This window comes from Pseudoalteromonas sp. AWH4_217 (genome assembly GCF_056161105.1).
In genome coordinates this window covers 19,101-42,555 of sequence record NZ_JBSWYM010000015.1, presented here as the reverse complement: position 1 = coordinate 42,555, position 23,455 = coordinate 19,101, and the positions used below count along the sequence as shown (strand labels likewise).

Annotated in this window: 25 protein-coding genes; 10 read left to right on the top strand and 15 right to left on the bottom strand. The window is 47.4% G+C overall.

Going from position 1 to position 23,455, the window contains the following annotated elements:
• Positions 1 to 32 precede the first annotated feature (32 nt).
• From ACXAH1_RS17765 to ACXAH1_RS17755, 3 genes are all read right to left on the bottom strand, one after another.
• Positions 33 to 1,262: an ammonium transporter gene (locus ACXAH1_RS17765; RefSeq protein WP_138550412.1), complete on the bottom strand. Its 1,230-nt coding sequence runs from the start codon at positions 1,260 to 1,262 to the stop codon at positions 33 to 35.
• 11 nt (positions 1,263 to 1,273) lie between these two features.
• A complete protein-coding gene (locus ACXAH1_RS17760) occupies positions 1,274 to 1,612 on the bottom strand; it encodes a P-II family nitrogen regulator (RefSeq protein ID WP_138543947.1) in 339 nt (112 codons plus the stop codon).
• Positions 1,613 to 1,804: 192 nt separating this feature from the next.
• Complete coding sequence (locus ACXAH1_RS17755) at positions 1,805 to 3,040, bottom strand: GGDEF domain-containing response regulator (protein WP_475198502.1); 1,236 nt, start codon at positions 3,038 to 3,040, stop codon at positions 1,805 to 1,807.
• A 337-nt stretch (positions 3,041 to 3,377) separates the two neighbouring features.
• On the opposite strand from ACXAH1_RS17755, the gene ACXAH1_RS17750 reads away from it, so the two are divergent.
• From ACXAH1_RS17750 to serA, 5 genes are all read left to right on the top strand, one after another.
• On the top strand, positions 3,378 to 4,904 hold the full coding sequence (locus ACXAH1_RS17750; RefSeq protein WP_475198501.1) for a S10 family peptidase: 1,527 nt from the start codon (positions 3,378 to 3,380) through the stop codon (positions 4,902 to 4,904).
• A gap of 226 nt (positions 4,905 to 5,130) precedes the next feature.
• The gene (locus tag ACXAH1_RS17745; RefSeq protein ID WP_475198500.1) at positions 5,131 to 5,667 is read left to right on the top strand and encodes a hypothetical protein; all 537 of its coding nucleotides are present in this window, start codon (positions 5,131 to 5,133) and stop codon (positions 5,665 to 5,667) included.
• On the top strand, positions 5,667 to 6,284 hold the full coding sequence (locus tag ACXAH1_RS17740) for a 5-formyltetrahydrofolate cyclo-ligase (RefSeq protein WP_475198498.1): 618 nt from the start codon (positions 5,667 to 5,669) through the stop codon (positions 6,282 to 6,284). Before ACXAH1_RS17745 ends, ACXAH1_RS17740 begins: the two co-directional genes overlap by 1 nt.
• A 146-nt stretch (positions 6,285 to 6,430) precedes the next feature.
• The gene (gene rpiA / locus ACXAH1_RS17735) at positions 6,431 to 7,084 is read left to right on the top strand and encodes a ribose-5-phosphate isomerase RpiA (RefSeq protein ID WP_475198496.1); all 654 of its coding nucleotides are present in this window, start codon (positions 6,431 to 6,433) and stop codon (positions 7,082 to 7,084) included.
• Positions 7,085 to 7,096: 12 nt separating this feature from the next.
• Positions 7,097 to 8,326: a phosphoglycerate dehydrogenase gene (gene serA / locus ACXAH1_RS17730; protein ID WP_475198495.1), complete on the top strand. Its 1,230-nt coding sequence runs from the start codon at positions 7,097 to 7,099 to the stop codon at positions 8,324 to 8,326.
• A gap of 92 nt (positions 8,327 to 8,418) precedes the next feature.
• On the opposite strand, the gene mdh is transcribed toward serA, so the two are convergent.
• Positions 8,419 to 9,351 (bottom strand): malate dehydrogenase, encoded by a 933-nt coding sequence (mdh, locus tag ACXAH1_RS17725; RefSeq protein ID WP_054014584.1) that lies wholly within the window; start codon positions 9,349 to 9,351, stop codon positions 8,419 to 8,421.
• 273 nt (positions 9,352 to 9,624) lie between these two features.
• On the opposite strand from mdh, the gene argR reads away from it, so the two are divergent.
• Positions 9,625 to 10,092 (top strand): transcriptional regulator ArgR, encoded by a 468-nt coding sequence (argR, locus tag ACXAH1_RS17720; protein WP_054014583.1) that lies wholly within the window; start codon positions 9,625 to 9,627, stop codon positions 10,090 to 10,092.
• Between the two features lie 9 nt (positions 10,093 to 10,101).
• On the opposite strand, the gene ACXAH1_RS17715 is transcribed toward argR, so the two are convergent.
• The 5 genes from ACXAH1_RS17715 to ACXAH1_RS17695 form a co-directional block, all read right to left on the bottom strand.
• Complete coding sequence (locus ACXAH1_RS17715; RefSeq protein ID WP_253046090.1) at positions 10,102 to 11,013, bottom strand: Dyp-type peroxidase; 912 nt, start codon at positions 11,011 to 11,013, stop codon at positions 10,102 to 10,104.
• A 142-nt stretch (positions 11,014 to 11,155) separates the two neighbouring features.
• Positions 11,156 to 12,187 (bottom strand): ABC transporter ATP-binding protein, encoded by a 1,032-nt coding sequence (locus ACXAH1_RS17710; protein WP_475198491.1) that lies wholly within the window; start codon positions 12,185 to 12,187, stop codon positions 11,156 to 11,158.
• Positions 12,187 to 13,818, bottom strand: a complete 1,632-nt coding sequence (locus ACXAH1_RS17705) for an ABC transporter permease (protein WP_475198490.1) — start codon at positions 13,816 to 13,818, stop codon at positions 12,187 to 12,189. Before ACXAH1_RS17705 ends, ACXAH1_RS17710 begins: the two co-directional genes overlap by 1 nt.
• Positions 13,819 to 14,823, bottom strand: coding sequence for a Fe(3+) ABC transporter substrate-binding protein (locus ACXAH1_RS17700; RefSeq protein ID WP_475198489.1), 1,005 nt, complete (start codon positions 14,821 to 14,823; stop codon positions 13,819 to 13,821).
• 893 nt (positions 14,824 to 15,716) lie between these two features.
• The gene (locus ACXAH1_RS17695) at positions 15,717 to 16,385 is read right to left on the bottom strand and encodes a tRNA-uridine aminocarboxypropyltransferase (protein ID WP_475198486.1); all 669 of its coding nucleotides are present in this window, start codon (positions 16,383 to 16,385) and stop codon (positions 15,717 to 15,719) included.
• Between the two features lie 63 nt (positions 16,386 to 16,448).
• Here ACXAH1_RS17695 and ACXAH1_RS17690 point away from each other — a divergent pair, with 63 nt between their 5' ends.
• Entirely contained in the window at positions 16,449 to 16,988 is a 540-nt protein-coding gene (locus tag ACXAH1_RS17690; protein WP_253046085.1) for a GNAT family N-acetyltransferase, read from the top strand.
• Between the two features lie 35 nt (positions 16,989 to 17,023).
• Here the strand turns inward: ACXAH1_RS17690 and ACXAH1_RS17685 are convergent, their stop codons facing one another.
• Genes ACXAH1_RS17685 through folB form a run of 3 tightly spaced genes read right to left on the bottom strand, consistent with a single transcriptional unit; the run spans position 17,024 to position 18,664 of the window.
• Entirely contained in the window at positions 17,024 to 17,827 is an 804-nt protein-coding gene (locus ACXAH1_RS17685; protein WP_253046084.1) for an undecaprenyl-diphosphate phosphatase, read from the bottom strand.
• Positions 17,824 to 18,312: a 2-amino-4-hydroxy-6-hydroxymethyldihydropteridine diphosphokinase gene (gene folK / locus ACXAH1_RS17680; protein ID WP_475198481.1), complete on the bottom strand. Its 489-nt coding sequence runs from the start codon at positions 18,310 to 18,312 to the stop codon at positions 17,824 to 17,826. Before folK ends, ACXAH1_RS17685 begins: the two co-directional genes overlap by 4 nt.
• 1 nt (position 18,313) lies before the next feature.
• A complete protein-coding gene (gene folB, locus ACXAH1_RS17675; protein ID WP_138550426.1) occupies positions 18,314 to 18,664 on the bottom strand; it encodes a dihydroneopterin aldolase in 351 nt (116 codons plus the stop codon).
• A 109-nt stretch (positions 18,665 to 18,773) separates the two neighbouring features.
• On the opposite strand from folB, the gene plsY reads away from it, so the two are divergent.
• Positions 18,774 to 19,364: a glycerol-3-phosphate 1-O-acyltransferase PlsY gene (gene plsY / locus ACXAH1_RS17670; protein WP_253046082.1), complete on the top strand. Its 591-nt coding sequence runs from the start codon at positions 18,774 to 18,776 to the stop codon at positions 19,362 to 19,364.
• 10 nt (positions 19,365 to 19,374) lie between these two features.
• Here plsY and tsaD read toward each other — a convergent pair whose 3' ends face one another.
• From tsaD to ACXAH1_RS17655, 3 genes are read right to left on the bottom strand one after another with little or no spacing between them, the layout of a single operon-like run.
• Positions 19,375 to 20,388: a tRNA (adenosine(37)-N6)-threonylcarbamoyltransferase complex transferase subunit TsaD gene (gene tsaD / locus ACXAH1_RS17665; protein WP_253046081.1), complete on the bottom strand. Its 1,014-nt coding sequence runs from the start codon at positions 20,386 to 20,388 to the stop codon at positions 19,375 to 19,377.
• 36 nt (positions 20,389 to 20,424) lie between these two features.
• On the bottom strand, positions 20,425 to 21,021 hold the full coding sequence (locus ACXAH1_RS17660; protein ID WP_253046080.1) for a YjaG family protein: 597 nt from the start codon (positions 21,019 to 21,021) through the stop codon (positions 20,425 to 20,427).
• Positions 21,005 to 21,337, bottom strand: a complete 333-nt coding sequence (locus tag ACXAH1_RS17655; RefSeq protein ID WP_253046079.1) for a putative signal transducing protein — start codon at positions 21,335 to 21,337, stop codon at positions 21,005 to 21,007. Before ACXAH1_RS17655 ends, ACXAH1_RS17660 begins: the two co-directional genes overlap by 17 nt.
• Positions 21,338 to 21,400: 63 nt before the next feature.
• Here ACXAH1_RS17655 and ACXAH1_RS17650 point away from each other — a divergent pair, with 63 nt between their 5' ends.
• Together ACXAH1_RS17650 and ACXAH1_RS17645 are read left to right on the top strand one after the other, a co-directional pair.
• Complete coding sequence (locus ACXAH1_RS17650; RefSeq protein ID WP_253046078.1) at positions 21,401 to 21,799, top strand: DUF2721 domain-containing protein; 399 nt, start codon at positions 21,401 to 21,403, stop codon at positions 21,797 to 21,799.
• Between the two features lie 59 nt (positions 21,800 to 21,858).
• On the top strand, positions 21,859 to 23,385 hold the full coding sequence (locus ACXAH1_RS17645) for a DUF3369 domain-containing protein (RefSeq protein WP_253046077.1): 1,527 nt from the start codon (positions 21,859 to 21,861) through the stop codon (positions 23,383 to 23,385).
• Positions 23,386 to 23,455 lie beyond the last annotated feature (70 nt).

The window sequence follows — 23,455 nt, the reverse complement described above, 5'->3', positions numbered from 1 at the left end:
GCGATGAGCCGCACTTTTTGGTTATTTCTTCCCTACTTATTGCGAATGGTCACAAATTCCGGATAAGCATCAATCCCACAGTCATGCTGGTCCATGCCACTGAGCTCTTCTTCTTCCCCGACTCGGATCCCCATCAGCGTTTTGATCATACCCCAGACGATATATGACGCAATGAATACAAAACCCAGAATAGTCACCAGACCAATGGCTTGGGTCGCAAAGCTAGCGTCACTGTTGGAGAATGGCACCATCATAATACCCAGCGCACCACATACACCATGCACCGAGATAGCGCCAACAGGGTCATCAATGCGTAGCTTATCCAATGCAACGATGCTGAATACCACCAAAGATCCCCCCAACATACCAAGGATACAGGCCAATATGGGGGTCGGTGACGCAGGCTCTGCCGTAATGGTGACCAAGCCCGCCAGCGCACCATTTAGGATCATAGTCAGGTCCGCTTTTTTCCACATCAGTTTGCACACCACCAATGCGGCAATGGCACCGGCAGCCGCCGCCGCATTGGTATTGACCATGATCTGACTGACGGCGATAGCGTTACTTTTATCAGCCAAAAACAACTGAGAGCCGCCATTAAAACCAAACCAGCCCATCCATAAAATAAAGGTCCCCAGTGTCGCCAGTGGCAGGTTTGAACCTGGAATTGGGTAAATTTCTCCATTCTTACCATATTTACCTTTTCGAGCTCCCAGCAGCAATACCCCCGCCAATGCGGCAGCTGCACCGGCACCATGCACAATGGCAGACCCCGCAAAGTCTACAAAACCCAGCTCAGACAAAAACCCAGCGCCCCATGTCCAGTATCCCTCAATCGGATAGATGAGGCCTGTCAGGACGACTGTAAACAGCAAAAATGCCCAGAGCTTCATGCGCTCTGCAACCGCGCCGGAGACAATCGACATCGCCGTGGCTACAAACACGACCTGAAAGAAAAAGTCAGATTCCAGTGCGTGATCCGCATCCGCTGCAGCACTACCAATCAACGCCCCAAAGTTAGGCACCACTCCGCCCTCTACATTATCCACATACATAATGTTATAGCCGACCAGTAAAAACATGGTGCAGGCAATGGCATACAGGGCAATATTTTTGGTCAGAATTTCAGTGGTGTTTTTGGAGCGAACCAGCCCAGCTTCAAGCATGGCGAATCCCGCAGCCATCCACATCACCAGAATGCCGGAGACCAGAAAGTAAAATGTGTTCAGAGAGAATTGTAATTCGATTACCGTGTTTTCCATCGTCTTGCCCCTTAAATCGCTTCTTCGTCGAGTTCGCCGGTGCGGATCCGGACTATCTGTTCAAGGTCATAAACAAAGATTTTGCCGTCACCAATTTTGCCCGTGCTGGCGATCTCAGTGATAGCGTCAACAACACGTTGGGTATTTTCACTACGCGTGGCAATTTCCAGCTTAATTTTAGGAATAAAATCGACCTGATATTCGGCTCCACGATACAGCTCGGTGTGACCACGCTGGCGGCCAAAGCCTTTTACATCAACCACGGTCATGCCCTCAATGCCAAGTTCTGCCAGGGCTTCGCGGACTTCATCCAGCTTAAACGGTTTAATTATTGCGCTTATCATTTTCATTATTTGCCCCCCCAGGGCAGCTGATCCTGTCACAGGGGGTAATCCAACCTTTGTGCCAAAAATAAAAGTCTCTATTTTTTATTCGGTTAGGATATTTTTATCGCGTTTTAGAAAGGACAAACGCACCGTACTGGTGCGCTTGTTTGTTGTCTGACTTGAAATGGTGCAAAGTTGAATGTGGCGTCGCCCGATTTAGCTTTCACTGACCATGACGCAGTTACGCTGGGCCTCTTTCGCTCGGTATAGCGCATTATCTGCCGCACGCATAACATCGCTGAGTGTCGCTTTATCGCACCGGGCAATCCCAACGCTGAGCGTGCAGTGCAGCGACTCATCCTGGATCATAAACTGGGTATTGGCAAAACGTTCTCTAAAGTCCTGACAACTGTCTTTGGCCACATCCAGATCATTTCCCGGCATCAGCACCGCAAACTCCTCTCCACCCACACGAGCAACTAAGCAATGATTGAATGAACTATTCAACAATTCCGCAGCCTGAGACAAGACCTTGTCACCACCAAGGTGGCCATACCGATCATTGATGGCCTTAAAATGATCCAGGTCGAGCAAGGCCAGCGTGAACTGATCCGGCTTATTTTTGAGTACCTTATCCATGTGCTGGCAAAAATAGCGGCGATTATAGAGGCCCGTCAGAAAGTCCCGGTGGGCATATTCTTTAATGTCTGCAATCAGGTTTAGCTGATCCATAGTTTGCATTACACGACAGTGGAACTCTTCATTCATAAACGGCTTAGTCAAAAAGTCATTGGCGCCATATTTAATGAATTTTGCAGACAAACCGTGACTGCCCGCTCCTGACAAACCTATGATAGCCAGGTCATCTCGCCCACGACTGTTTCGCACGGCTTTGACCAGCTCAAAGCCATCCATAGTCGGCATCGCATAGTCGGTCAAAAGAAGTTTTATCTCTGGTTTAGCATTGAGCATATTGAGGGCTTGCTTACCATCTTGAGCCTCAAATACAGTGAACAGTTGCTTTTCCAACATTTGCCGCATCACAGCACGACTGATCATGGAGTCGTCTGCAATCAGCGCCTGGCACCCCTCGTTACGCAACAAACGCGATACCAATTTGATGGCGTACAAATAGGAATCCCGATTGTCTTTAATCACATAGTCCACAACGCCCATCTCAAGCATTTGCTGACGACTGTATTCATCTATTTTAGAGGTCAGTACCACCGTAGGGACATTGCGGCTCAGGGTTAGCTGAACCACTTCACCATCCGATGCATCAGGTAAGGTCAGATCAACCAGTGCCAGGGTGTAATGTTGGCTCTCGAGTAATGCCTGGGTTTCTTTCAGTGACCAGGCATAATCAATTTCCACATCCAGGTGTTGTGACGCAAGGTGGCGTAGGATCTGCTGCACGACCTTACTGTCTTCGACGATTAATACTCTTTGCATTACTATGCTCTACTAAAAACTACGAGAAAAGGGAAGAGATACAAGAATTTAACAGTGCTAAATACTTTCATACTACGGACATAAGGATTAAATATACGCGATTTCTGTGACAAAAAAAACTCACGACTCAATTAAATTGTAAACAGACAGCAACAGGCCCGCACCGAACCACCACTTGTTCTAGTGATTTAAAACACAAAAAAGAAACCAATCAAACTATAAAAATTAACACCTGGCACACATAGCCTATTTTTTGGCTATTAGTCTCAAGTTCTTTGAATTCTCCGTCATATCCGTCTTAAATAGCGCGATTCATTTCATCAAAAATTAAAAGAATATGTTGTTGAAGCCATTACTTTTCGCTCTTTCTGCGACCCTGCTTACCACGCTGCCGCAAACAGGACTGGCACAAGCCCAAACCCAAGGTCAGTTAACCCAACAAATTGATGCCCAGGTTGTCACTGAGCACAAAGGCACTTTTAACGGAGCGCGCTTTGCCTACACCGCCACCACGGGCACTCAACCGGTATGGGATAAAGAAGGCCACCCCATCGCGACGCTGCATTACACTTACTATAAAAAGAGCAAAGTCAAAGATCCCGCCACCCGCCCGTTACTAATCTCATTCAATGGCGGGCCGGGTTCAGCCTCGGTCTGGATGCACATCGCTTATACCGGTCCTCGGGTATTGAAAATAGACGATGAAGGCTACCCAATGCAGCCATATGGCTTGAAAGACAATCCGGATTCCGTGTTGGATGTGGCAGATATCCTGTTTGTGAATCCAGTTAATACAGGATATTCGCGTGTATTACCCGAACAAGATGGTTCGATGGCCGACAAGCAAACTCTGCAAAAACGCTTTTTTGGTATCAATGCCGATGTGGAATATCTCGCGGGCTGGCTGAATACTTTTATTAACCGTCATGACCGCGCACTGTCTCCGAAGTTTTTGATCGGAGAAAGCTATGGGACGACCCGTGTTTCTGGTTTAGCCCATCAGCTACAAAACAAGCAGTGGCTATTTCTCAATGGCGTCGTACTGGTTTCTCCGACGGATATTGGCATTAAACGCCAAGGGCCAGTGAAAAGTGCCAACCGGCTGCCATACTTTGCTGCGACGGCCTGGTATCACAATGCGCTCTCTGAAGAGCTGCAAAACCAGGACCTGCTGAGCGTACTTGAGCAGGTAGAAGCGTATACCTTAGATTATTACCTGCCCGCTTTGGCCAAAGGGGCGATGTTGAGTGAGCAGGCACGCCGGGAAGTAGCTAGAAAAGTTGCGCACTTCAGTGGGCTATCGGAGCAGTTCGTTCTGCAGAATAACCTCGACATTCCTAACCATGCTTTCTGGAAAGAATTGTTACGCGAACGGGGTTATACTGTCGGCCGTCTGGACTCGCGTTACCTGGGGATTGATAGACGAGAAGCTGGTGAAGGCCCTGATTACTGGCCAGAATTAGATGCCTGGTTGCACGCATTTACACCAGCCATTAATCATTATTTCCGCTCTGAGTTGAATTATAAAACCGACATAAAATACAACATGTTTGGTGACGTACGCCCTTGGGACCGCAGCAATAATGAGGTGGGTGAACAACTACGATTGTCAATGGCGAAGAATCCATACCTGAACGTGATGGTGCAGTCAGGTTACTATGATGGTGCCACCAACTACTTTGATGGCAAGTACAACCTCTGGCACCTGGATCCCAGCGGAAAAATGCAGGACAGATTACGTTTTAAGGGTTATCGTTCAGGCCACATGATGTATCTGCGTCGCCCAGACCTGACTCAGGCCAATCAGGACTTACGAGCGTTCATTACAGACTCGCTCAAATACAACCAGGCAGCGAAATATTGATCCCAGCTGAATGACGACAATACGGCGCCCAACTGAGGCGCCGTTTTTCTTTCCCTTGCGACCGCGCACAGATAACTTCACACACAGATTGGAAAAGTTAGGTATACTCAAAACAACAATTGACGATGCCCATGTTTTTATTCTGCTTACTCAGCAATAAGTTAACAACAATCCGCAGGGTTCAGAGTGAGCCGTGGGCCTGAAGTACAGATAGTGAGGAAACCTCATGAGCGAGCAATTTCGCGTTGTGTTTTCTGGTTTTAAGCCCGGTACCGACAACCAGGCAGCCATAGAGCAACTCGCAGCCAAATTAAAAGTACCGGAACAAAAGGTCACCGACTTTACCTCAGGTAAGCCCTTGTTTGGTCCCGCAGACAAACAAAAGTGTCTGAAGCAGGCAAAATTACTTACGATGTATGGGATCCAGAGCAAATTACAATCACAAACCTCATCAGGCACAGGGGTTGCTCAAAGCGCTGCGAATGAGCGCGTATTTGATGCTCTGGACTACATCACCAGCAGCCTGATCCGCATTGAAGAAAAACTGGATGAACTTGAACAACGTATCGACGGCAAGCAGGTACAGAACGAGCAAAGTGAAGAGGATGAATGGGAAGACGAATCCCTGTTCAGCGAACTTGAGCTGGACAGTGAGCCTCCTAAACGATCTAAAAAACTCTTATATATTCTGCTATCACTATTAGTGTTGTTGCTGGTCGTTCTTGGCATCAGCCTCGCTTTCCCTGAGTTGGTACCCATGTAATGAAAATAAATTCACGTTTAGATGAAGATACTGCAACTATCAGAAAGGAAATTAGAAAAAACATTAGAAAAATTCGTAATGGACTTTCAGAAATACAGCAGAAAGATGCAGAAGAAAACCTAACTATTAATTTTATTCAACATGTAAACTTACCCAAAGAGGCCCGAATTGGGATCTACTTAGAGAACGATGGAGAACTTAGAACTAACCTTTTAATTCAATCACTTTGGTCCAAAGGCGTGACGCTTTTCCTGCCTGTAATCCACCCCTTTAGCGGGGTCACTTTGCTGTTTCAGAAGTATGAAAAAAACTCACCCATGAGGCAGAATCGCTATGCTATCTTAGAGCCAGAATTAAATTGTAGCCAAATTTGCCCACTGGCGCAGTTAGACTATTTACTGCTTCCTTTGGTGGCGTTTGACGACGCTGGCAATCGCCTCGGTATGGGAGGCGGCTACTATGATCGCACGCTGGCGCGTTATTATCGTGAAAACTGGCAACAACCAAAGTTAATTGGCCTGGCACATGACTGTCAGAAAGTCCCTGCACTGCCCACGGAGGCCTGGGACGTGCCTTTACCAACCATAATCACGCCGCAAAAATGCTATCAGTGGTAAACGCGTTGATAATGTATTTTTCCCACCACTGATTCATCACATTAGTGCCAGATCATAAATTCTTCTATTAGAGGCATCTGGCATACTTTTCTGCGCTTTGGGCGTATAATTGCGAACCAATAATTAACTAAAACAGTGATCGCGTTATGACTCAAGATGAAATGAAAAAAGCAGCTGCCTGGGCGGCATTACAATATGTCGAAGCTGGTACAGTTGTTGGTGTGGGTACAGGTTCCACCGTAAACCACTTTATCGATGCATTAGGCAGTGTCAAAGATACTATTAAAGGGGCGGTTTCAAGCTCAGAAGCTTCCACAGAAAAGCTGAAGGCGCTGGGGATCGAGGTGTTTGAGCTCAATGATGTCTCTGAGCTGGACATCTATGTGGATGGTGCGGATGAAATCAATGCGCACAACCAGATGATCAAAGGTGGTGGTGCAGCACTGACTCGCGAGAAGATTGTTGCAGCGGTTGCCAGACAGTTTATCTGTATCGTCGACAACACTAAGCATGTTGACGTACTGGGTCAGTTCCCTTTACCGGTTGAAGTGATCCCAATGGCTCGCAGCTATGTGGCGCGTGAGTTACTCAAGCTGGGAGGCGACCCTGTCTATCGTCAGGGCGTCGTGACGGACAATGGCAACGTGATTTTAGACGTGCATGGTCTGTCCATCACCCAAGCAACTGAACTGGAAGAAAAAATTAATCAAATCGTCGGTGTTGTCACCAATGGCCTGTTCGCTCAGCGCGGCGCCAACATCGTCATTACAGGTACCCCAGAGGGGCCACAAATTAAGTAACAGGAATAAGTCATGAGTAAGGTATCGTTGTCAAAGGACAAAATTCGCATTTTATTGTTGGAAGGCGTACACCAAAGCGCGGTTGAAACACTCAAACGCAACGGTTATAGCAATATCGAGTACGTAAAGACATCGCTACCTGAAAGTGAACTGATTGAGCGGATCAAGAATGTCCACTTTGTTGGGATCCGCTCACGTACTCACCTGAGTGAAGCCGTACTGGGAGCTGCAGAAAAGCTGGTTGCGGTTGGCTGCTTCTGTATCGGCACCAATCAGGTTGACCTGGACGCGGCTAAAAAACGCGGTATTGCCGTATTTAATGCTCCATTTTCTAATACGCGCTCGGTGGCTGAGCTGGTACTCGGTGAGATCCTGCTACTATTGCGGGGCATTCCAAAACGCAACGCCATGGCACACCGTGGTGAATGGTTCAAATCAGCTATCGGCTCCTTTGAAGCGCGCGGTAAAACGCTGGGGATCATAGGGTATGGTCATATAGGGACGCAGCTGGGGATCATGGCCGAAAACATCGGTATGAAGGTCGAATTTTACGACATCGAAGATAAACTCACCTTAGGTAATGCACAGCAGGTTCAGAGCTTAACTCAGCTCTTGCAGCGGGCTGATGTGGTGAGTTTACACGTGCCTGAAACGTCGCAAACCAAAAACCTGATCGGTATGGCTGAGCTGGAAGTAATGAAGCAAGGTGCCATTTTGATCAATGCATCACGTGGTACCGTCGTGGATATCGATGCACTGGCAGAAGCACTCAGTGCAGGTAAGCTATCAGGTGCAGCCATTGACGTATTCCCTGTCGAGCCCAAGTCTAATGATGAGGAGTTTGTCTCGCCACTGCGCCAATTCGACAATGTGATCCTGACGCCACACGTCGGAGGCTCCACTCAGGAAGCTCAGGAAAACATTGGTATCGAGGTTGCCGGTAAACTGACCAAGTACTCTGACAATGGCTCAACAGTTACGGCGGTGAACTTCCCTGAAGTATCACTCCCAGAGCTATCTAATCGCAGTCGCCTGTTGCACGTGCATGAGAACCGTCCTGGTGTGCTGACGCAAATTAACCAAGCGTTTGCACAACATGGTATCAACATCGCAGCCCAATATCTGCAAACCGACGACAGCATAGGTTACGTGGTGATTGATGTAGACAGCGATCACTCTGAAGTTGCTTTAAAAGAGCTGAGTGCGGTTGAAGGCACCATTCGTGCCCGTATCCTGCACTAACCACTGTGTTAACGAACACAAAAAAGCCTGTCTAATGACAGGCTTTTTTCGTTTCACTTACCAGGCAAAAGTTTTGCTCAGTAAGCTGGCAATTATGCCATGAAATCAACACCTTCTTTGATGTCTTTTTCAAGAGTTGCCAGCATGTCGTCTTTTGCTTGTTGCTCAAACGCGCTCAGCTCGCCATATGGCAGTAGCTCTTCTACGCCGTTTTTACCAAGACGTACTGGTTGTGCGAAGAAAGTTGCATCGCCAGTGTTGCCTTCAACGTACGCATACTCAACGACGTTTTCGCCTTGCAGGCCTTTAACCAGTGAGAAGCAGAAACGTGCTGCAGCTGCGCCCATAGACAGAGTTGCAGAACCGCCACCCGCCTTAGCTTCAACCACTTCAGTACCGGCGTTCTGAATACGCTTGGTCAGTGCAGCGACTTCTTCATCAGAGAACTCAGCACCTTCAACCTGTGAAAGCAGAGGCAGAATAGTAGTACCTGAGTGACCACCAATCACTGGCACTTTCACATCGCTTACGTTCAGGCCTTTCAGCTCAGCGATGAAAGTCTCTGCACGGATAACATCCAGTGTAGTCACACCGAATACACGAGCCGGATCGTAAGTGCCTGCTTTTTTGAACACTTCAGCAACGATTGGCACTGTGCCGTTAACTGGGTTAGTGATCACACCAACCAGGGCTTTAGGACAGTTCTTAACAATGCCTTCAGACAAAGTTTTGATGATGCCTGCATTCACATTGAACAGATCAGCACGGTCCATGCCCGGCTTACGTGGCATACCCGCAGGGATCAGAACGATGTCTGCGTCAACCAGCGCTGCATCCAGGTCATCTTTACCAAAACCAGCGACTTTTACCGCTGTAGGGATGTGAGACAGATCAACCGCTACGCCAGGTACTACTGGCGCTACGTCGTATAGCGCAAGCTCAGAACCAGCAGGCAAACCGTTTTTAAGCAAAAGAGACAATGCTTGACCGATACCGCCAGCGGCACCTAATACAGCAACTTTCATTGGAATTCTCCATAATTTGAAGGTGGAATTAAATGTGCTGTAAAGATAATGAAAAGCGCCGCCAAAAACAAATTTATCCGCGCAATTTTCGTCTTTTTTTCGACTATAGTTGTAAAGTTCGCGACAAATACTGCTACTAATGGTTTACGCCCCAATGTCAGTTTCATATATAGGAAATCCTGCCCGCTTGAAGAATCTTCTTGTGCATAAATTTGGGTAACAGAGTGGTTTTGTGTAGAATCCTAGCAATTGAGTCACAAAGAAGTACTGAATATGCAGCCGCAGGAAAAACAAGAAGCCCTCGTCAAAGCCTTTAAGGCCCTGTTAAAAGAAGAAAATTTTGGTTCTCAAGGTGAAATAGTCGATGCCCTAAAAGAACAGGGGTTCGATAATATAAGCCAGAGCAAAGTCTCTCGTATGCTGAGCAAGTTCGGTGCTGTCCGGACCCGCAATGCTAAACAGGAAATGGTGTATTGTTTACCGGCAGAAATGGGTGTGCCCACAGCCAAAAGCCCGCTGCGTCAGCTGGTGATTGACATAGTACACAATGAAATGATGATTATTATTCGTACCAGCCCGGGAGCAGCACAGCTCATTGCCCGACTTCTGGACTCTTTAGGTTCTGCAGACGGGGTGCTTGGTACCATCGCAGGCGACGATACCATTTTTATTGCCCCCGCCAAGGTCTCTGAGATTGATGAGACTCTGGAGCGAGTGAAGACCCTGTTTGATAATGTCTGATAGCGGTGACTACTGCGCCATTTGCTTTAGAAAATTTAGCGATGGCGCAAAAAACGCAGCGCCCATGTCACCCTGAGAGTAGTCCAGCAGAGGGTCGTAATCACCGTCTCCACACAACCCAAACCGGCTATGCAGTAATTGCTCAAACGCATTGCCTTTCGCTGCGCAACTAAGCCACAGGCTGCCTTGTTCATAAACATCCCCATACGGCATACTTTGATTAAGTAACAAAGGCTTCCCTTCGCTGTCCTTTATCTCGTTGAGCCGGGCATGATTGTAGGGGGGAGCATCTTCAATCAACTCATTATCCAGTCGAGTACGGCCCATCAGTTGCTCCTGATCAGACAAGGGCAATGCCTGCCAGCGAGCCAAATCAAACTGAGTACGCTGTACGTGAATATAACTCCCCTGATCATCCAGGCCGTCCGGGTTGCTCACCAGCGCAACCTGGCGTTTGAAGCGCCCATGGGGGATATCAGCGCCATAGACAAAGCCATTGAAATCACGGCCATCGAGAAATCGAAATGCGCGTACCTGAGCAACCAGCTCAACACTGCCCGCCAGCATGTGCAGTACACTTTGCGCAAACAAGTGATTAACGTCTTCTCTGTCTGAGCGGATCACATAGAGCAGATCAAACGGCTGGCTGTGGCACAAGTGCTCACTGCTTTTAATCAGGGGAAAGCTCTTTAGCTGAGGAGGTATAAACTCGGGATAAATGTGGGGCCAGTATTGTGCGCCAATGGCCACAAAACTGCTCAGCATGGCCTCAGAAAAACGATCACTGAGTTCATCCTGCAACCTGCCAGCCTGACTGAGCGCCGAGCGCACAACTTCGTCCTGGCCATCCAGTACGTTAAAAAATAAGTGCAAACCATGCAGATTTGCCTCGGCACATACCCCTGATTGTGCTTGCGCCATCACCCCTTCCTATCATCAAATCAACGCGCCATACTAAACCTGGATGGTGCGGTTGTACCCGTCTCTTTTGGGCATCACCACGCACGCCCGGTCATCGCCCTACCCTAATTTGCTATTAGGTAATGTAACGAATTGTTATGCCTTAAGAAAAGAAGTTTATCGCATGGGGCTTAATTTTCAAACTCACAGGCTGAGAGAGATCCAGTGGTTTATCTGATGGCATCGCTACTTCTAACTTCTGACCTTCCAGCTCAATGGCATACAAATACTCAGTCCCGACAAAGCGATGTTGCGTCACTTCAACCTGACCCTGCTCTGCATTAAACAGTTCTATATGACTGGGTCTGAGATATATTTGTCCTTCCTGTACCGAGCTCTGAATATCAATCAGGGACTCCACAGATCCAAATGCCGTTTCAACCTGAGCACCGTTGTGACGCTGTGCCGTCACGTAGGCACCCTGTCCCAAAAATTCAGCCACCTGGCGACTGCTTGGATGCTGGAAGAGCTCTTTGGGTGTGCCTAGTTGGGCAATTTGCCCCTGATGCATAATGGCGAGCCGATCGGCAAAAGCAAAGGCCTCATCTTTGGAGTGACTGACAAAAATCGCCGATACCTGCTGATCTTTAATAATATCGCGAATATCTTTGATCAGTTGAAAGCGCACCTGCGCATCGATGTTTGAAAACGGCTCGTCCAGCAACAACAAGTTGGGATGGTATGCAAGGGCTCTGGCAATGGCGACCCGCTGCTGCTGGCCACCAGATAACTCGTGGGGGAAGCGTTTCGCATAGCCTTCCAGATGCACCAGTTCCAACATTTGTGCCACACGACTGTGCTTTTCGGACTTGCTCAGTTTATTGAGACCAAAGGCGATATTCTGCTCAACGGTCAGGTGCGGAAACAGTGCATAATCCTGAAACATCATACCGATGTTGCGGTGCTGAGGCGCCACAAAATGTCGCTCGCCGCTGACACTTTTGCCATTGATACGGATCTCACCTTGCTGGGGATGCAATAACCCGGCAATTGCCTTTAAGGTTGTCGTTTTACCACAGCCACTGGCACCGAGCAGGCAAACTATTTCATTCTCAGCCACCGTTAAATCAAGCTGCTGGATCACTGGGTGACCATCATAATGGTAGTGTAACGATTGAATTTCTAAGCTTGGCATTAGTTGTGTTGTTCCATTGAGCGATTAACCCAGTATAACGGGATCAGTCCAACCAGGACGATAAACAAGGCAGAGATAGAGGCCAGTTCAAGTTGCTCATCGCTGACATACTGATAAACATGGGTGGCCAGGGTTTCAAAATTAAATGGTCTTAACAGCAGTGCCGCTGGCAGTTCTTTCATACATTCAATAAACACCAATAAGCCAGCGGTCAGCAGTCCGCGTTTAAGTAAAGGCATATGAACCCGGGTCAGGGTCTGAAAGCGCCCTTTCCCAAGAGATAAGCTGGCCATATCAATACTCGGACTAATACGGACGAAACTCGATTCCACGGCACCGTGGGCAATCGCATAAAACCGCACGACATAGGCAAAAACCATAGCGAACAAAGTACCACTCAGTAACAGGCCGGGTTCAAAGCCTGAGCCATCAAACCATTCATTTAGTTTGGTGTCCATTAAAGTGAGCGGTAATAGCACCGCAATTGCCAGAACTGTCCCTGGTAATGCATATCCGGTACTGGCAAACCGGCCTGGTAACGGGGAGAGTTTGCCCGGTTCAATACGCTGATAATACACCACCAATAAACTGATCATCATTGCGATAACACTCACGTATAAACTGATCTTCAGACTCTGCAGCGCGTAAGTAAAAAACTCCACATTCCAGGCCTGATCAAAATAATGCCACGCGTAATTGAGGAGTATGCCAACCGGCACAAAAAACGCGACACCGAGGATCAGCATACAAAACCCCCAGGCCAGCCACCCCTGATAACCCGTCAAATCGTAAAGATAGGTGTCGTTCACCCCGGACTGTCGTTCATGTACCACTTGTGCTTTACGACTCATACGCTCAAGTAACAGCGCGACAAACAAAAACAACAGCATGATACCCGAGATCTTGGCTGCGGCAGTCAGCGAATAATATCCCAGCCAGGTGTCGTACACAGCTGTTGTCAGGGTGCTTACCGCAAAGTAATGCACGGTGGCAAAGTCGGCCATAGTTTCCATGCTGATCAGCGCCAATGCCGCGACAATTGCACCACGGGATAAAGGTAAGCTCACTTTGAAGAAACTCTGCGCCGGACTCATGCCCATCAGTTGACTGGCCTGCACCAGCTTGAAAGACTGCTCTCTCAAAGCGGTTTTGAAAATCAAATACAGATAGGGATAAAGCACCAGGGCTATCATAACTATGGCGCCCGGCAAAGTACGCAGGTCAAAAAACCAGTAATCATCCGGCCCCTGCCAGCCAAATTGCTGTCGCAACCAGATCTGCACCGGCCCGGCGTAATCGAGTAAATCAGTATAAACGTATGCGATGATGTAAGCAGGAAGTGCCAGGGGTAACATCAATGCCCACTCAAATATCCGCTTACCGGGAAACTGACAGTAGGCTGTTAACCACCCCAGCGGCAGGGCAATGAGTGAGCTGAGCGTCACTACACCAGCGATCAGCACTATGGTGTTACGGGTATAATCCCATAACACGCTTTGCCATAAATGGCTGAATACTTCCGATTCACCTTGCAGTGCTTCGAAAATCAGAAATGCCAGCGGGATTGACAGGGCTATGCCTATCAACCACGCCACGCACTGCCACGAGGACAGACTTTGTTTTAATTGCATTTACAGGTCAAATTTTACCTCATCGATGAGCTTAAGCGCCATCGGACGGTATTTACTGATCTCGGACAAAGGTAAGCTGTCTTCCTTAAAGGTGCCCCAGGATGCCACTAGTTTCGACAATTCGACGCCCGGTTTAACCGGATATTCCATATTCATCGAGGCGTACATGTTCTGGGCTTTATTGTCGGTCATAAACTCGATCAGTTTCAAGGCATTTTCTTTGTTTTTCGAGTACTTGGTCATTACCACACCCGAAACATTCAGATGCGAGCCACGGTCGGTCTGATTTGGGAAATTAATATAAACCGCATCAGCCCAGGCTTTTTGCTTGCTGTCTTCCAGCATTTTACCAAAATAGTAGCTGTTACCCAGTGCCAGGTCACACAGGCCTTCTTTTACGGCTTTAACTTGCGCACGGTCATTACCCTGTGGCTTACGTGCCAGATTCGCTTTCACCCCCAGCAGCCAGGTTTTGGTTTCAGCCTCACCATGGTGTGCAATCATGGACGCTACCAGCCCCAGGTTATAGGGGTGCTTACCTGAACGCGTACAAATTTTGCCTTTGTATTTAGGGTCTGCAAGCTCCTCATAGCTCAGGCTGGTTAGCTTGCCTGATCTGTCTTTTGAGGAATAAACATTACGTACACGCTTGGTCAGTGCAACCCAGTGGCCATCCGGATCCCGAAAGCTAGCTGGAATATTTTTGTCAACCGTTTCGCTTTCTATCGGGTTAGTCAACCCAAGCTCCTCAAGCTGGATCATCGCACTGAAGTTCGACGTCAGTACAAGATCGGCACGACCATGTTTTCCTTCCCGTTTGACTCGCTCAATCAGGCCTTTTTTCGCAAACACCACATTAGTTTTAATACCAGTCTGCTTAGTAAAATCATCCAGAATCGGCTGGATCAGGAAAGGTTGACGATAGGAATAGATATTTACCTCATCCGCAGCGACAGCAGATAAACTAGTAACAGCAGCAAGCAGAGTTACGATTGCACTTTTCATAGGAGCTCCAAATAAAAACAATTACTATTCTCAGGGTATGGTAACCCGAAACCAGGCAAAATACAGCCGATAGTTCGGCATATTGCAATTTTATTAAATAGCGACATACGGACGTTTGTTTGTGAGACATCTCTCACTAAGCTTGTCGCTATCTATGAAGATAACGCTGACTTTATCAACAAAATACAAAAAGGTCTTTGTTAGATAACAAGTTTTTTTGTGGCCAAGTTAATTACCCGAATTTCAAAGCGTTTTTTTGTGGTGTTATCTCACCCAGAGTCTCATATACTTTAGTCATCTCAAGGGGAGAGCACAAAGCAACAGGGAAATGGATTGAGTTGCCGGTCAGGGAGTTTGTGCGGTAGGAGTGTCAGGAACTAGGATTAGGCTTCGGACAACAGGACATGCCGTTTAAGTAAGGATGTTGATGCACAGGTGGATGGTGCATTGGAATACAGGGAGACAGGAACAAGTCAGGATGACGACACAAAGGATGGTAAGCACGGACTAAGTCAGCATATGGGAGCGCTGATTGCTTTAAGGACAGTACAGGATGTACATCTCGCAGAATGACAACGCAAGGCGAGACATGGACGAGCATGTAAGGAGTTGATCTCATCAACATAGCAGGACGCTATTTAGAAGATTCCGTCAAGCGCGGCCCGCAAGGGTCGCGCTCTTCTTATTTTTGGCCCTTTTAAATTTATACCAATTTCACTTAATACCTGTTCAATTTGACGGAGCAAATATGACGCTAACTGTGTTAAAAATTTCTCATTTAGAACCTTTACCTAAGGTATGAGTTCGCAAATTTTTGCCTAGTTATCGAACATATTTTCTCGCCTCAAAATAGAACACTTAATTAAGCAAATTGGTATTACGCATTTAACTGCTCACGCCAATATGCTTTTCTTCCCTTTCAGATACGCATCACGGAAATCCACAAAATGCTGAGTCAGATATTCCGCAGCCTGTGTTTCGCCATTTTCTGCCAACACCACACAAGCAACCTCCGCTGTTCCCAGCTGGTGAGCATGCGGAGCTACCCTCAACTTATAATCAGACAAGCTTTCCGGTGTCACGGACAAGACAGGAAACTGATCCAGGTAAGGGCTTTTTCGAAACATCTTTTTCGCTTCACGCCAGGTCCCGTCGAGAAAAATGTAGAGCGGCGTTTTGCCTCTTTGCTGCGTCACCTGATGTATCACCCGCTCAGGTTCAACATTCTCAGCCGGAAAAACCACCACCGGCTGGTAGGCAGGATCATTCAGTAAAGCCAGTAAATCAGGGTCAGGATCGGTGCGGTCCCAGCGAAACGCATAATTGTCTGGCACAATATCCGCAATCAGACGGCCCGTGTTGGAAGGCTTGAAACTCTCATTGTGATACATCAACAGACACACTGCACTGCCACATTCAGCCTCCTGAATACCGGCACAAATACATAAAGGTTCGGCCAGTAAACACCGCTCGCAGCGGGGTAGTTTTGATCCCCGGGCCTTGAATTCCCGCCGCGCGGATGCTATTTGTTGGGCTCGTAATGCCAGTACCGAGTTTTCCACACTTCTCTCCTCAAACTTGGGCCGGCTATCTTAGACAATTCTGATGATAAAAGCAGTATAACAATGATGATAATTGCGCCTTCAACACGCTTAAAATACCGCCTTATGACACAACAGGACGGTGATCTGCTCGCTGAACTCGACAGTGATCCTGCTGTTATGCGCTACATTACCAATGGCCAGCCAACTTCTCGCGAGCAAATTGAGCAGTTTTATCTGCCACGCCTGGCAAAATTTACTCACCCGCAACAAGGCTGGGGCCTGTGGCACTGTAGTTTACTTGACGACGATACATTTCTGGGCTGGGTATTGATCCGCCCCATGAATTTCTTCGAGGGTGACATGGAAGAACGAGATCTGGAGATCGGTTGGCGCTTCAAACAAGCGGCCTGGGGGAAAGGCTATGCCACTGAAGCCGCTAAGCATATTGCAGAGCATCTTGCTGAGCAGAATAAGATGGATTATTTGAGCGCCATTGCCCTGAAAGACAACCTGGGCTCAATTAATATCATGCAGAAACTGTCGATGACATTTTTAAAAGAAGGAAAACACACCGGCCCGGATGGACCTGTGGATGTGGTGTACTACCGTAAAGCAATATAGGCTGGTTGGCGGGCTTTTGAGCCCGCCCTGAGACATTACACCATCAGGAAAATCACCAGGAACAGACCCAGCAATAATCGGTAGATAACAAACGGTAACATGCCCATGCGCTCAATCACCTTAAGGAAAAAGTGAATACATGCATAAGCGGAAATAAAAGATAATATGGTGCCAGTCACAATGGCCCCCCAATCAATCACTTCATCTCCGGTGGCCAGCTTAAGCGTGTAATAACCACCTGCGGCGGCAATAATCGGGATCGACATCAAAAACGAAAAACGAGCCGCACTTTGCTTATTTAGTCCGAGCATCATACCGGCCGTCATGGTGATACCAGAGCGTGATGTACCAGGCAGTAAAGCGGCAACCACCTGTGCAAAACCAATGATCAGGGCACTACGCCAGTTGAGCTGGTAAATCGTCTTAGTTTGTTTTGCTGTGGCATCGGCATACCAAAGTAAGAGACCAAAAATAATAGTAGTCGCCGCAATGACCCAGGCGCTGCGGGCAAAGTCCTCAACCAAATCTTTGGCCAAGAAGCCAATGACCAGACCCGGGATAGTCGCGACAATGATCCACCAGCCCAGGCGACTGTCTTCCGTTACACCTTGTTTGCCGAACGATTTAAACCAGGCACCCAGTATATCTGCCACTTCTTTACGAAAGTAAATCAGTACAGCAGCCAACGAGCCAACGTGAACGGCCACATCAAACGCTAACCCCTGGTCCTGCCAGCCTAATATCTGCGAAGGCAAAATCAGATGCGCCGAGCTGGAAATAGGTAAAAATTCGGTCAACCCCTGGATCAGAGCCAGTACAATGATTTCAATGATACTCATGATAAAGAAAACTCCACTTTCCATAGCTTTTGTGTTTGATTGTCATACGCTTGCCAGATTTCAGCCATGCTGCAGCCCCGCACAGGGTGAACAAATTCAGGCGCAATTTCCGCCAGCGGCCTTAAGACAAATGCATTCTTGGTGATCTCATCTCGTGGCAATTGTGCTGGGGTATCACAGATCATATCGTCGTAAAACAGGATATCCAGATCCAGAGTTCTGGGACTGAACTTCTTATCCTGTGGCGTCCTGCCATTGTCACGCTCTATCTGCTTAAGCAATGTGCATAAGTCTGGCAATGGCATGTCCGTGTGCGTCGCAAACACTGAGTTGTAGAAATTTTTACCGCTAAAGCCTACAGGCTCACTTTCATAGACATCTGAATGAATATAATCAGGGAAATATTCAATAAGGGCTCTAAGCCCCTGACGAAAATGACGATCACGCTCCACATTGGAGCCAATACTGATAAAAACGTGCGCCATGTTATCTTGTCCGCGTGATTTCCAGGCCAACAGTTTGTGCCTGAGGAACGGCTGCCGGCTTACTGACCCGAATGGTGATTGCCTGAATTGCAAATTCTTGCAAAATAATGGCAGCAAGTTGCTCGACCAGTGTCTCCAGCAGTTCAACCCGGCTTGCCTCAGTATGCGCAATTACACGCTCACTCACCCTGGCATAATCCACGGCCAGAGTGATGTCATCCTGTTGCGCAGCAGCCGAAATATCGGTCTTCATCTCTATATCAAAGAAAAGGCTTTGTTTACTTTCTTTTTCAAAGTCGTAAACTCCTATTATGGTCTCGACGTGTAATTGCGAGATATAGACCGTGTCCATGTAAACTCCTGACATGACTGATTCGGATCGGCTTTTTCACGTACCCAGCCGCCTTGAAATAAAGCGACGATGATAGCCCAAATAACGGCAAGAAAAAATAAGGAAGCTTGTGATAGTCAGTTTAATATGTGTTTGTGCTTATTTATTTGGTTCAATCTCTTCCGCGATTTTGATTTCGAGACTCTTTTCTTTGCCCGATCCCCGCTTTGCAGGTTCAAATAACCCAGGCGCAACCAATGTACTGCGTCTTGGCGGTAAACTCCCGGCAGTACTGGTATTGGTATTTGATATTCTCAAGGGCACCATTCCCGTTTGGGGTGCCTATTTTCTTGGTATTGAACCGATCTGGCTGGGCATAGTTGCAGTGTGTGCCTGCCTGGGTCACATTTATCCTGTGTTTTTTCATTTCAATGGTGGAAAAGCAGTTGCAACGGCCTTTGGTGCCCTACTGCCAATCGGACTGTCGCTCGGTGGGATGTTAATTGGTACATGGCTACTGGTTGTCGCCCTCACGCGCTACTCATCACTGGCGGCCATTGTCACAGTATTAGCTGCACCAGCCTATACCTGGATGATAAAGCCTTTGTACACGCTGCCGGTGTCCTTCCTGACGCTCTTGATTATATTCCGTCACAGAGCCAACATACGTCGACTCCTGAACGGCACCGAGCCAAAGCTCGGTAAGAAAAACGTCGACTAGTGCCAACGTATTACAATGGTGGCAGGCTATCTAGTGGCCAACGCGGCTGGGTTTTCATGCTCAACTCAGCGGTTTGGCCAGCTTTAAGGCGCTGCATACCCGCGTAGGCGATCATCGCACCGTTGTCGGTACAGAACTCCGTTCTTGGATAGTACACCTTACCTTGCATGCCCTGCATCATACGCTCAAGCTTGGTCCGTAGTTCCGTATTAGCACTGACTCCCCCTGCGATGATCAAGCGCTTTATGCCTGTCTCTTTTAACGCCCGTTTGCATTTAATGGCGAGCGTATCCACCACTGCCGTCTGAAATGCATGGGCAATATCTGCTTTGGTTTGTTCATCATCACCGGCCGACTTAATGGTATTGGCGGCCGCTGTTTTCAGGCCACTAAAGCTGAAATCCAGCCCGGGTCTATCCGTCATGGGCCGCGGAAATACAAACCGACCTGCCACGCCCTTGGTCGCGAGCTTAGCCAGCATGGGGCCACCGGGATAATCCAGTCCCAGTAACTTAGCCGTTTTATCAAAGGCTTCACCTGCGGCATCATCCACAGACTCTCCCAGCACCTCATATTCACCGATGCCAGCCACTTTGACCATCATAGTGTGACCGCCTGACACCAGCAGCGCAACAAACGGAAATTCAGGCATCTCTTCTTCTAACATCGGGGCGAGTAAATGACCTTCCATATGATGCACCGCCACAGCTGGGATGTTCCAGCCAAATGCCAGTGAACGACCAATAGAAGTCCCCACCAGCAAAGCGCCCACTAGCCCGGGGCCTGCTGTATAAGCAATGCCATCCAGAGACTCGGGGCCACAGCCTGCTTGTTTAAAAGCGGCTTCAATTAACGGAATGGTTTTGCGAACGTGATCTCTTGAAGCCAGTTCAGGAACGACCCCACCATAATCAGCATGAACTTTTACCTGGCTATATAATTGATGTGCCAAAAGCCCCTGTTCATCATCGTAGATAGCAATCCCCGTTTCATCGCAAGAAGACTCGATACCTAAAATTCGCAATTTTGATTCTCCACTAGTAAAAATTTGGACAAAAAATCAGACTTCAATTGCCAGACCGATATTGGTCTGCCCATCGCTCAATGCCAATGCTTTGAGTGTTTTAACCGATTGATTATCGATCCGAGGCATGTCAGCAACACAATCTATGAGTTCGCCAAGTACTTCAATTTCGTACTGCATCAGAGGGTGTTCTCTGACCTGTTGATTGTCGGGCTGAATGTCTTCTGCTATTAACAAAAACTCAATGTATCTTGCGACGGTTGCCTGAGAGATCTTCGCCACATTGACAAACTCGCTCTCGTCCTTACTCATCACACCCTGAATAAAACCAAGTAATGCGGTTGCCACATCGATCGCAGCATACGTGCCAAACATATCAAAATCTTTCAGCTCCGGGACATTGGGCTCAATCTTCTCGATTTGCTTTTCCAGACTGATTTTGCTTTTTGGCAAAAGCACTTTTTCCCAGCATACATTTAGCGCACTGCGCAATATCGCCTCATCGCCAAATCCGGTTGCTTCACTGAACAGGCCATAGTTGGGCAGCATACGTTCCAGTATTGCCGCGGCCAGAACAGCCTTTTGTAAATAATTTAGCTCTCTGATGCGCTGAAAATTATTTGCTTTCGTCATAGCTTTTTCCACAGTGCCAGCAATATTGAAACCCTGAACCATTGTGTTCAGAACAGCCGCGGCACTGCCAATCTTCCGATAAGTTATTTTGCTGGTAGTTTACCAAGATTTCCTCCGCCTCGGGTACTTTTATCGCGCAGACAAATATTTTTATTGTCTCCTGACAAAATGGTATCTCTCCCAATGCGGTGGCAAGCACTGCACCCTCGACATGTGTTTTGAGTCTCGCCTGTGTCAGCAAGCCCAGAATAATATGGGCTTCTAACGGGTTATCCGTGCGATACACACACGTCCAGTCAAACATTGCATTACTCATCGCCGGACTCCAAAATTTTGCTATGATAATCACTATTGTAGCGTGCTTATACGGAGTACAAAAATGACGCTCACCACACCCGGGTTGTTGTTCCCCGCAATTTCACTGCTGCTGCTGGCATATACCAACCGTTTTTTAGTGCTGGCACAGCTGATCAGAGAATTAAACGCCAGAGAGGGGGAACATCTCAGACCACTGGTTATTGCCCAAATTGACAACCTCAAAAAACGTATCAAATTGATTCGCCTGATGCAGGTATGGGGGGTAATCGCCTTCTTACTGTGCACCTTGTCGATGTTTGCATTGTTTATCGACGTGGCTATCTTCGGCGTAATCTTGTTTGGCGCCAGTCTGTGCTGCCTGACACTCTCTTTGCTGCTTTCCTTGTACGAGATCCACATTTCCTGTGATGCCATTGCGATAGAACTTAACAATATTGAAAAAAAGCCAATACAAGATTAAGCAACTCAGTTTTTTGCTGGCTATACTAACAGAGAATGCATACTGAGCAGAGGTTCTATGTGAGCAGTTTTCTCTTTTCAAATGAGCCACTTAAGGATGACGAGCAAATTACCATAGATAATGCATATTGGGATATCCTGGTGGTTGATGACGAAGAAGACATTCATCAGGTCACCAAACTGGTGCTGTCAGACTTCCGGTTTGAGCAAAAGCCACTGCGCTTTCATCATGCGTATTCAGCCAAACAGGCAATGGACATACTGAATTCGGAAGAGTCTATTTCAGTTGGCTTAATTGACGTTGTGATGGAAAGTAACCATGCCGGTCTGGATCTTATCAAGTTCATACGTAATGATATGGCCAACCATGATATTCGTCTGATTCTGCGCACCGGACAACCCGGTGAGGCACCAGAAGAATCGGTTATCCGCGACTACGACATTAACGATTATAAAAACAAGACTGAGCTGACTGCGGTCAAATTAAAAACCTTACTCTACTCGGCGTTGCGCTCCCACCGAGATATACAGACAATTGAACGACACAAACAGGGACTTGAGCGCATTATTGATGCATCCTCCAGCTTTTTGAAGTGCAATAATGTTCAGGACTTCGCATCAACCATTTTGTCTCACGTTGCTGATGTAATGGGTCTAAGCGATTCGGACATTTATTGCGCAGCCGCAGTCAACAAACAAAATGGGGCCGGGGCTGAATTTCAGTTACTCGCTGCCTCTGGCGCAGGTATTGAGCCAGAACAAACCGCACTGCCCGATAAAGTGAAAAGCCGTTTTATAGAAACACATAATCGCAAAACATCCAGTAAATCAGATCATGAATATGTGGGCTATTTTACCAGCCAGGCTGGATTAGAGACTATGCTGTATGTCAGTAAAAAAGGTCTGTTACAGCCTACCGATTGTCAGTTACTCGCATTTTTTGCTAACAACATTGCCCTTGCATACGACAACCTGAATCTCAGAGAAACAGTCAAAGAATCACAAAAAGAGCTCTCCTATATACTCGGAGAAGCGGTTGAGAAGCGCTCCAAAGAAACAGGCTCACACGTAAAGCGGGTGGCACATTACAGTTTATTACTAGCCAAACTGGTCGGATTGAACGATTATAAGGCCGAAATTATAAAGCTTGCTTCACCCTTGCACGATATTGGAAAAATAAGTATCCCGGACGTCATTCTTAATAAGCCTGGAAAGCTGAATGACGAAGAATGGGCAATAATGAAGACACATGCCCAACAAGGCTATGAAATACTAAAAAACTCAACAAATGATATTTTGCAATGTGGCGCGATCATCGCTCACCAACACCATGAAAAGTGGGACGGCAGTGGCTACCCTCAAGGCCTGAAAGGTGAGCAAATAGACATCGCTGGGAGAATTACAGCGCTTGCAGATGTGTTCGATGCACTGGGTAGTGTTCGATGTTACAAGCCTGTTTGGACACTTGAGGAAATTCTAACCGAGATAAAAAGCCAACGAGGTCAACAATTTGATCCCAAACTGGTTGATCTGTTTGTAGAAAATCTGGAACAATTCGTCGCAATACGTGATCAGTATCCAGATTAGTTTTTGTAAGCGAAATGTAAAAAATTCACTTGGATGTTTCTCTAAACTGTATTAGTATTAGGGAATCAAC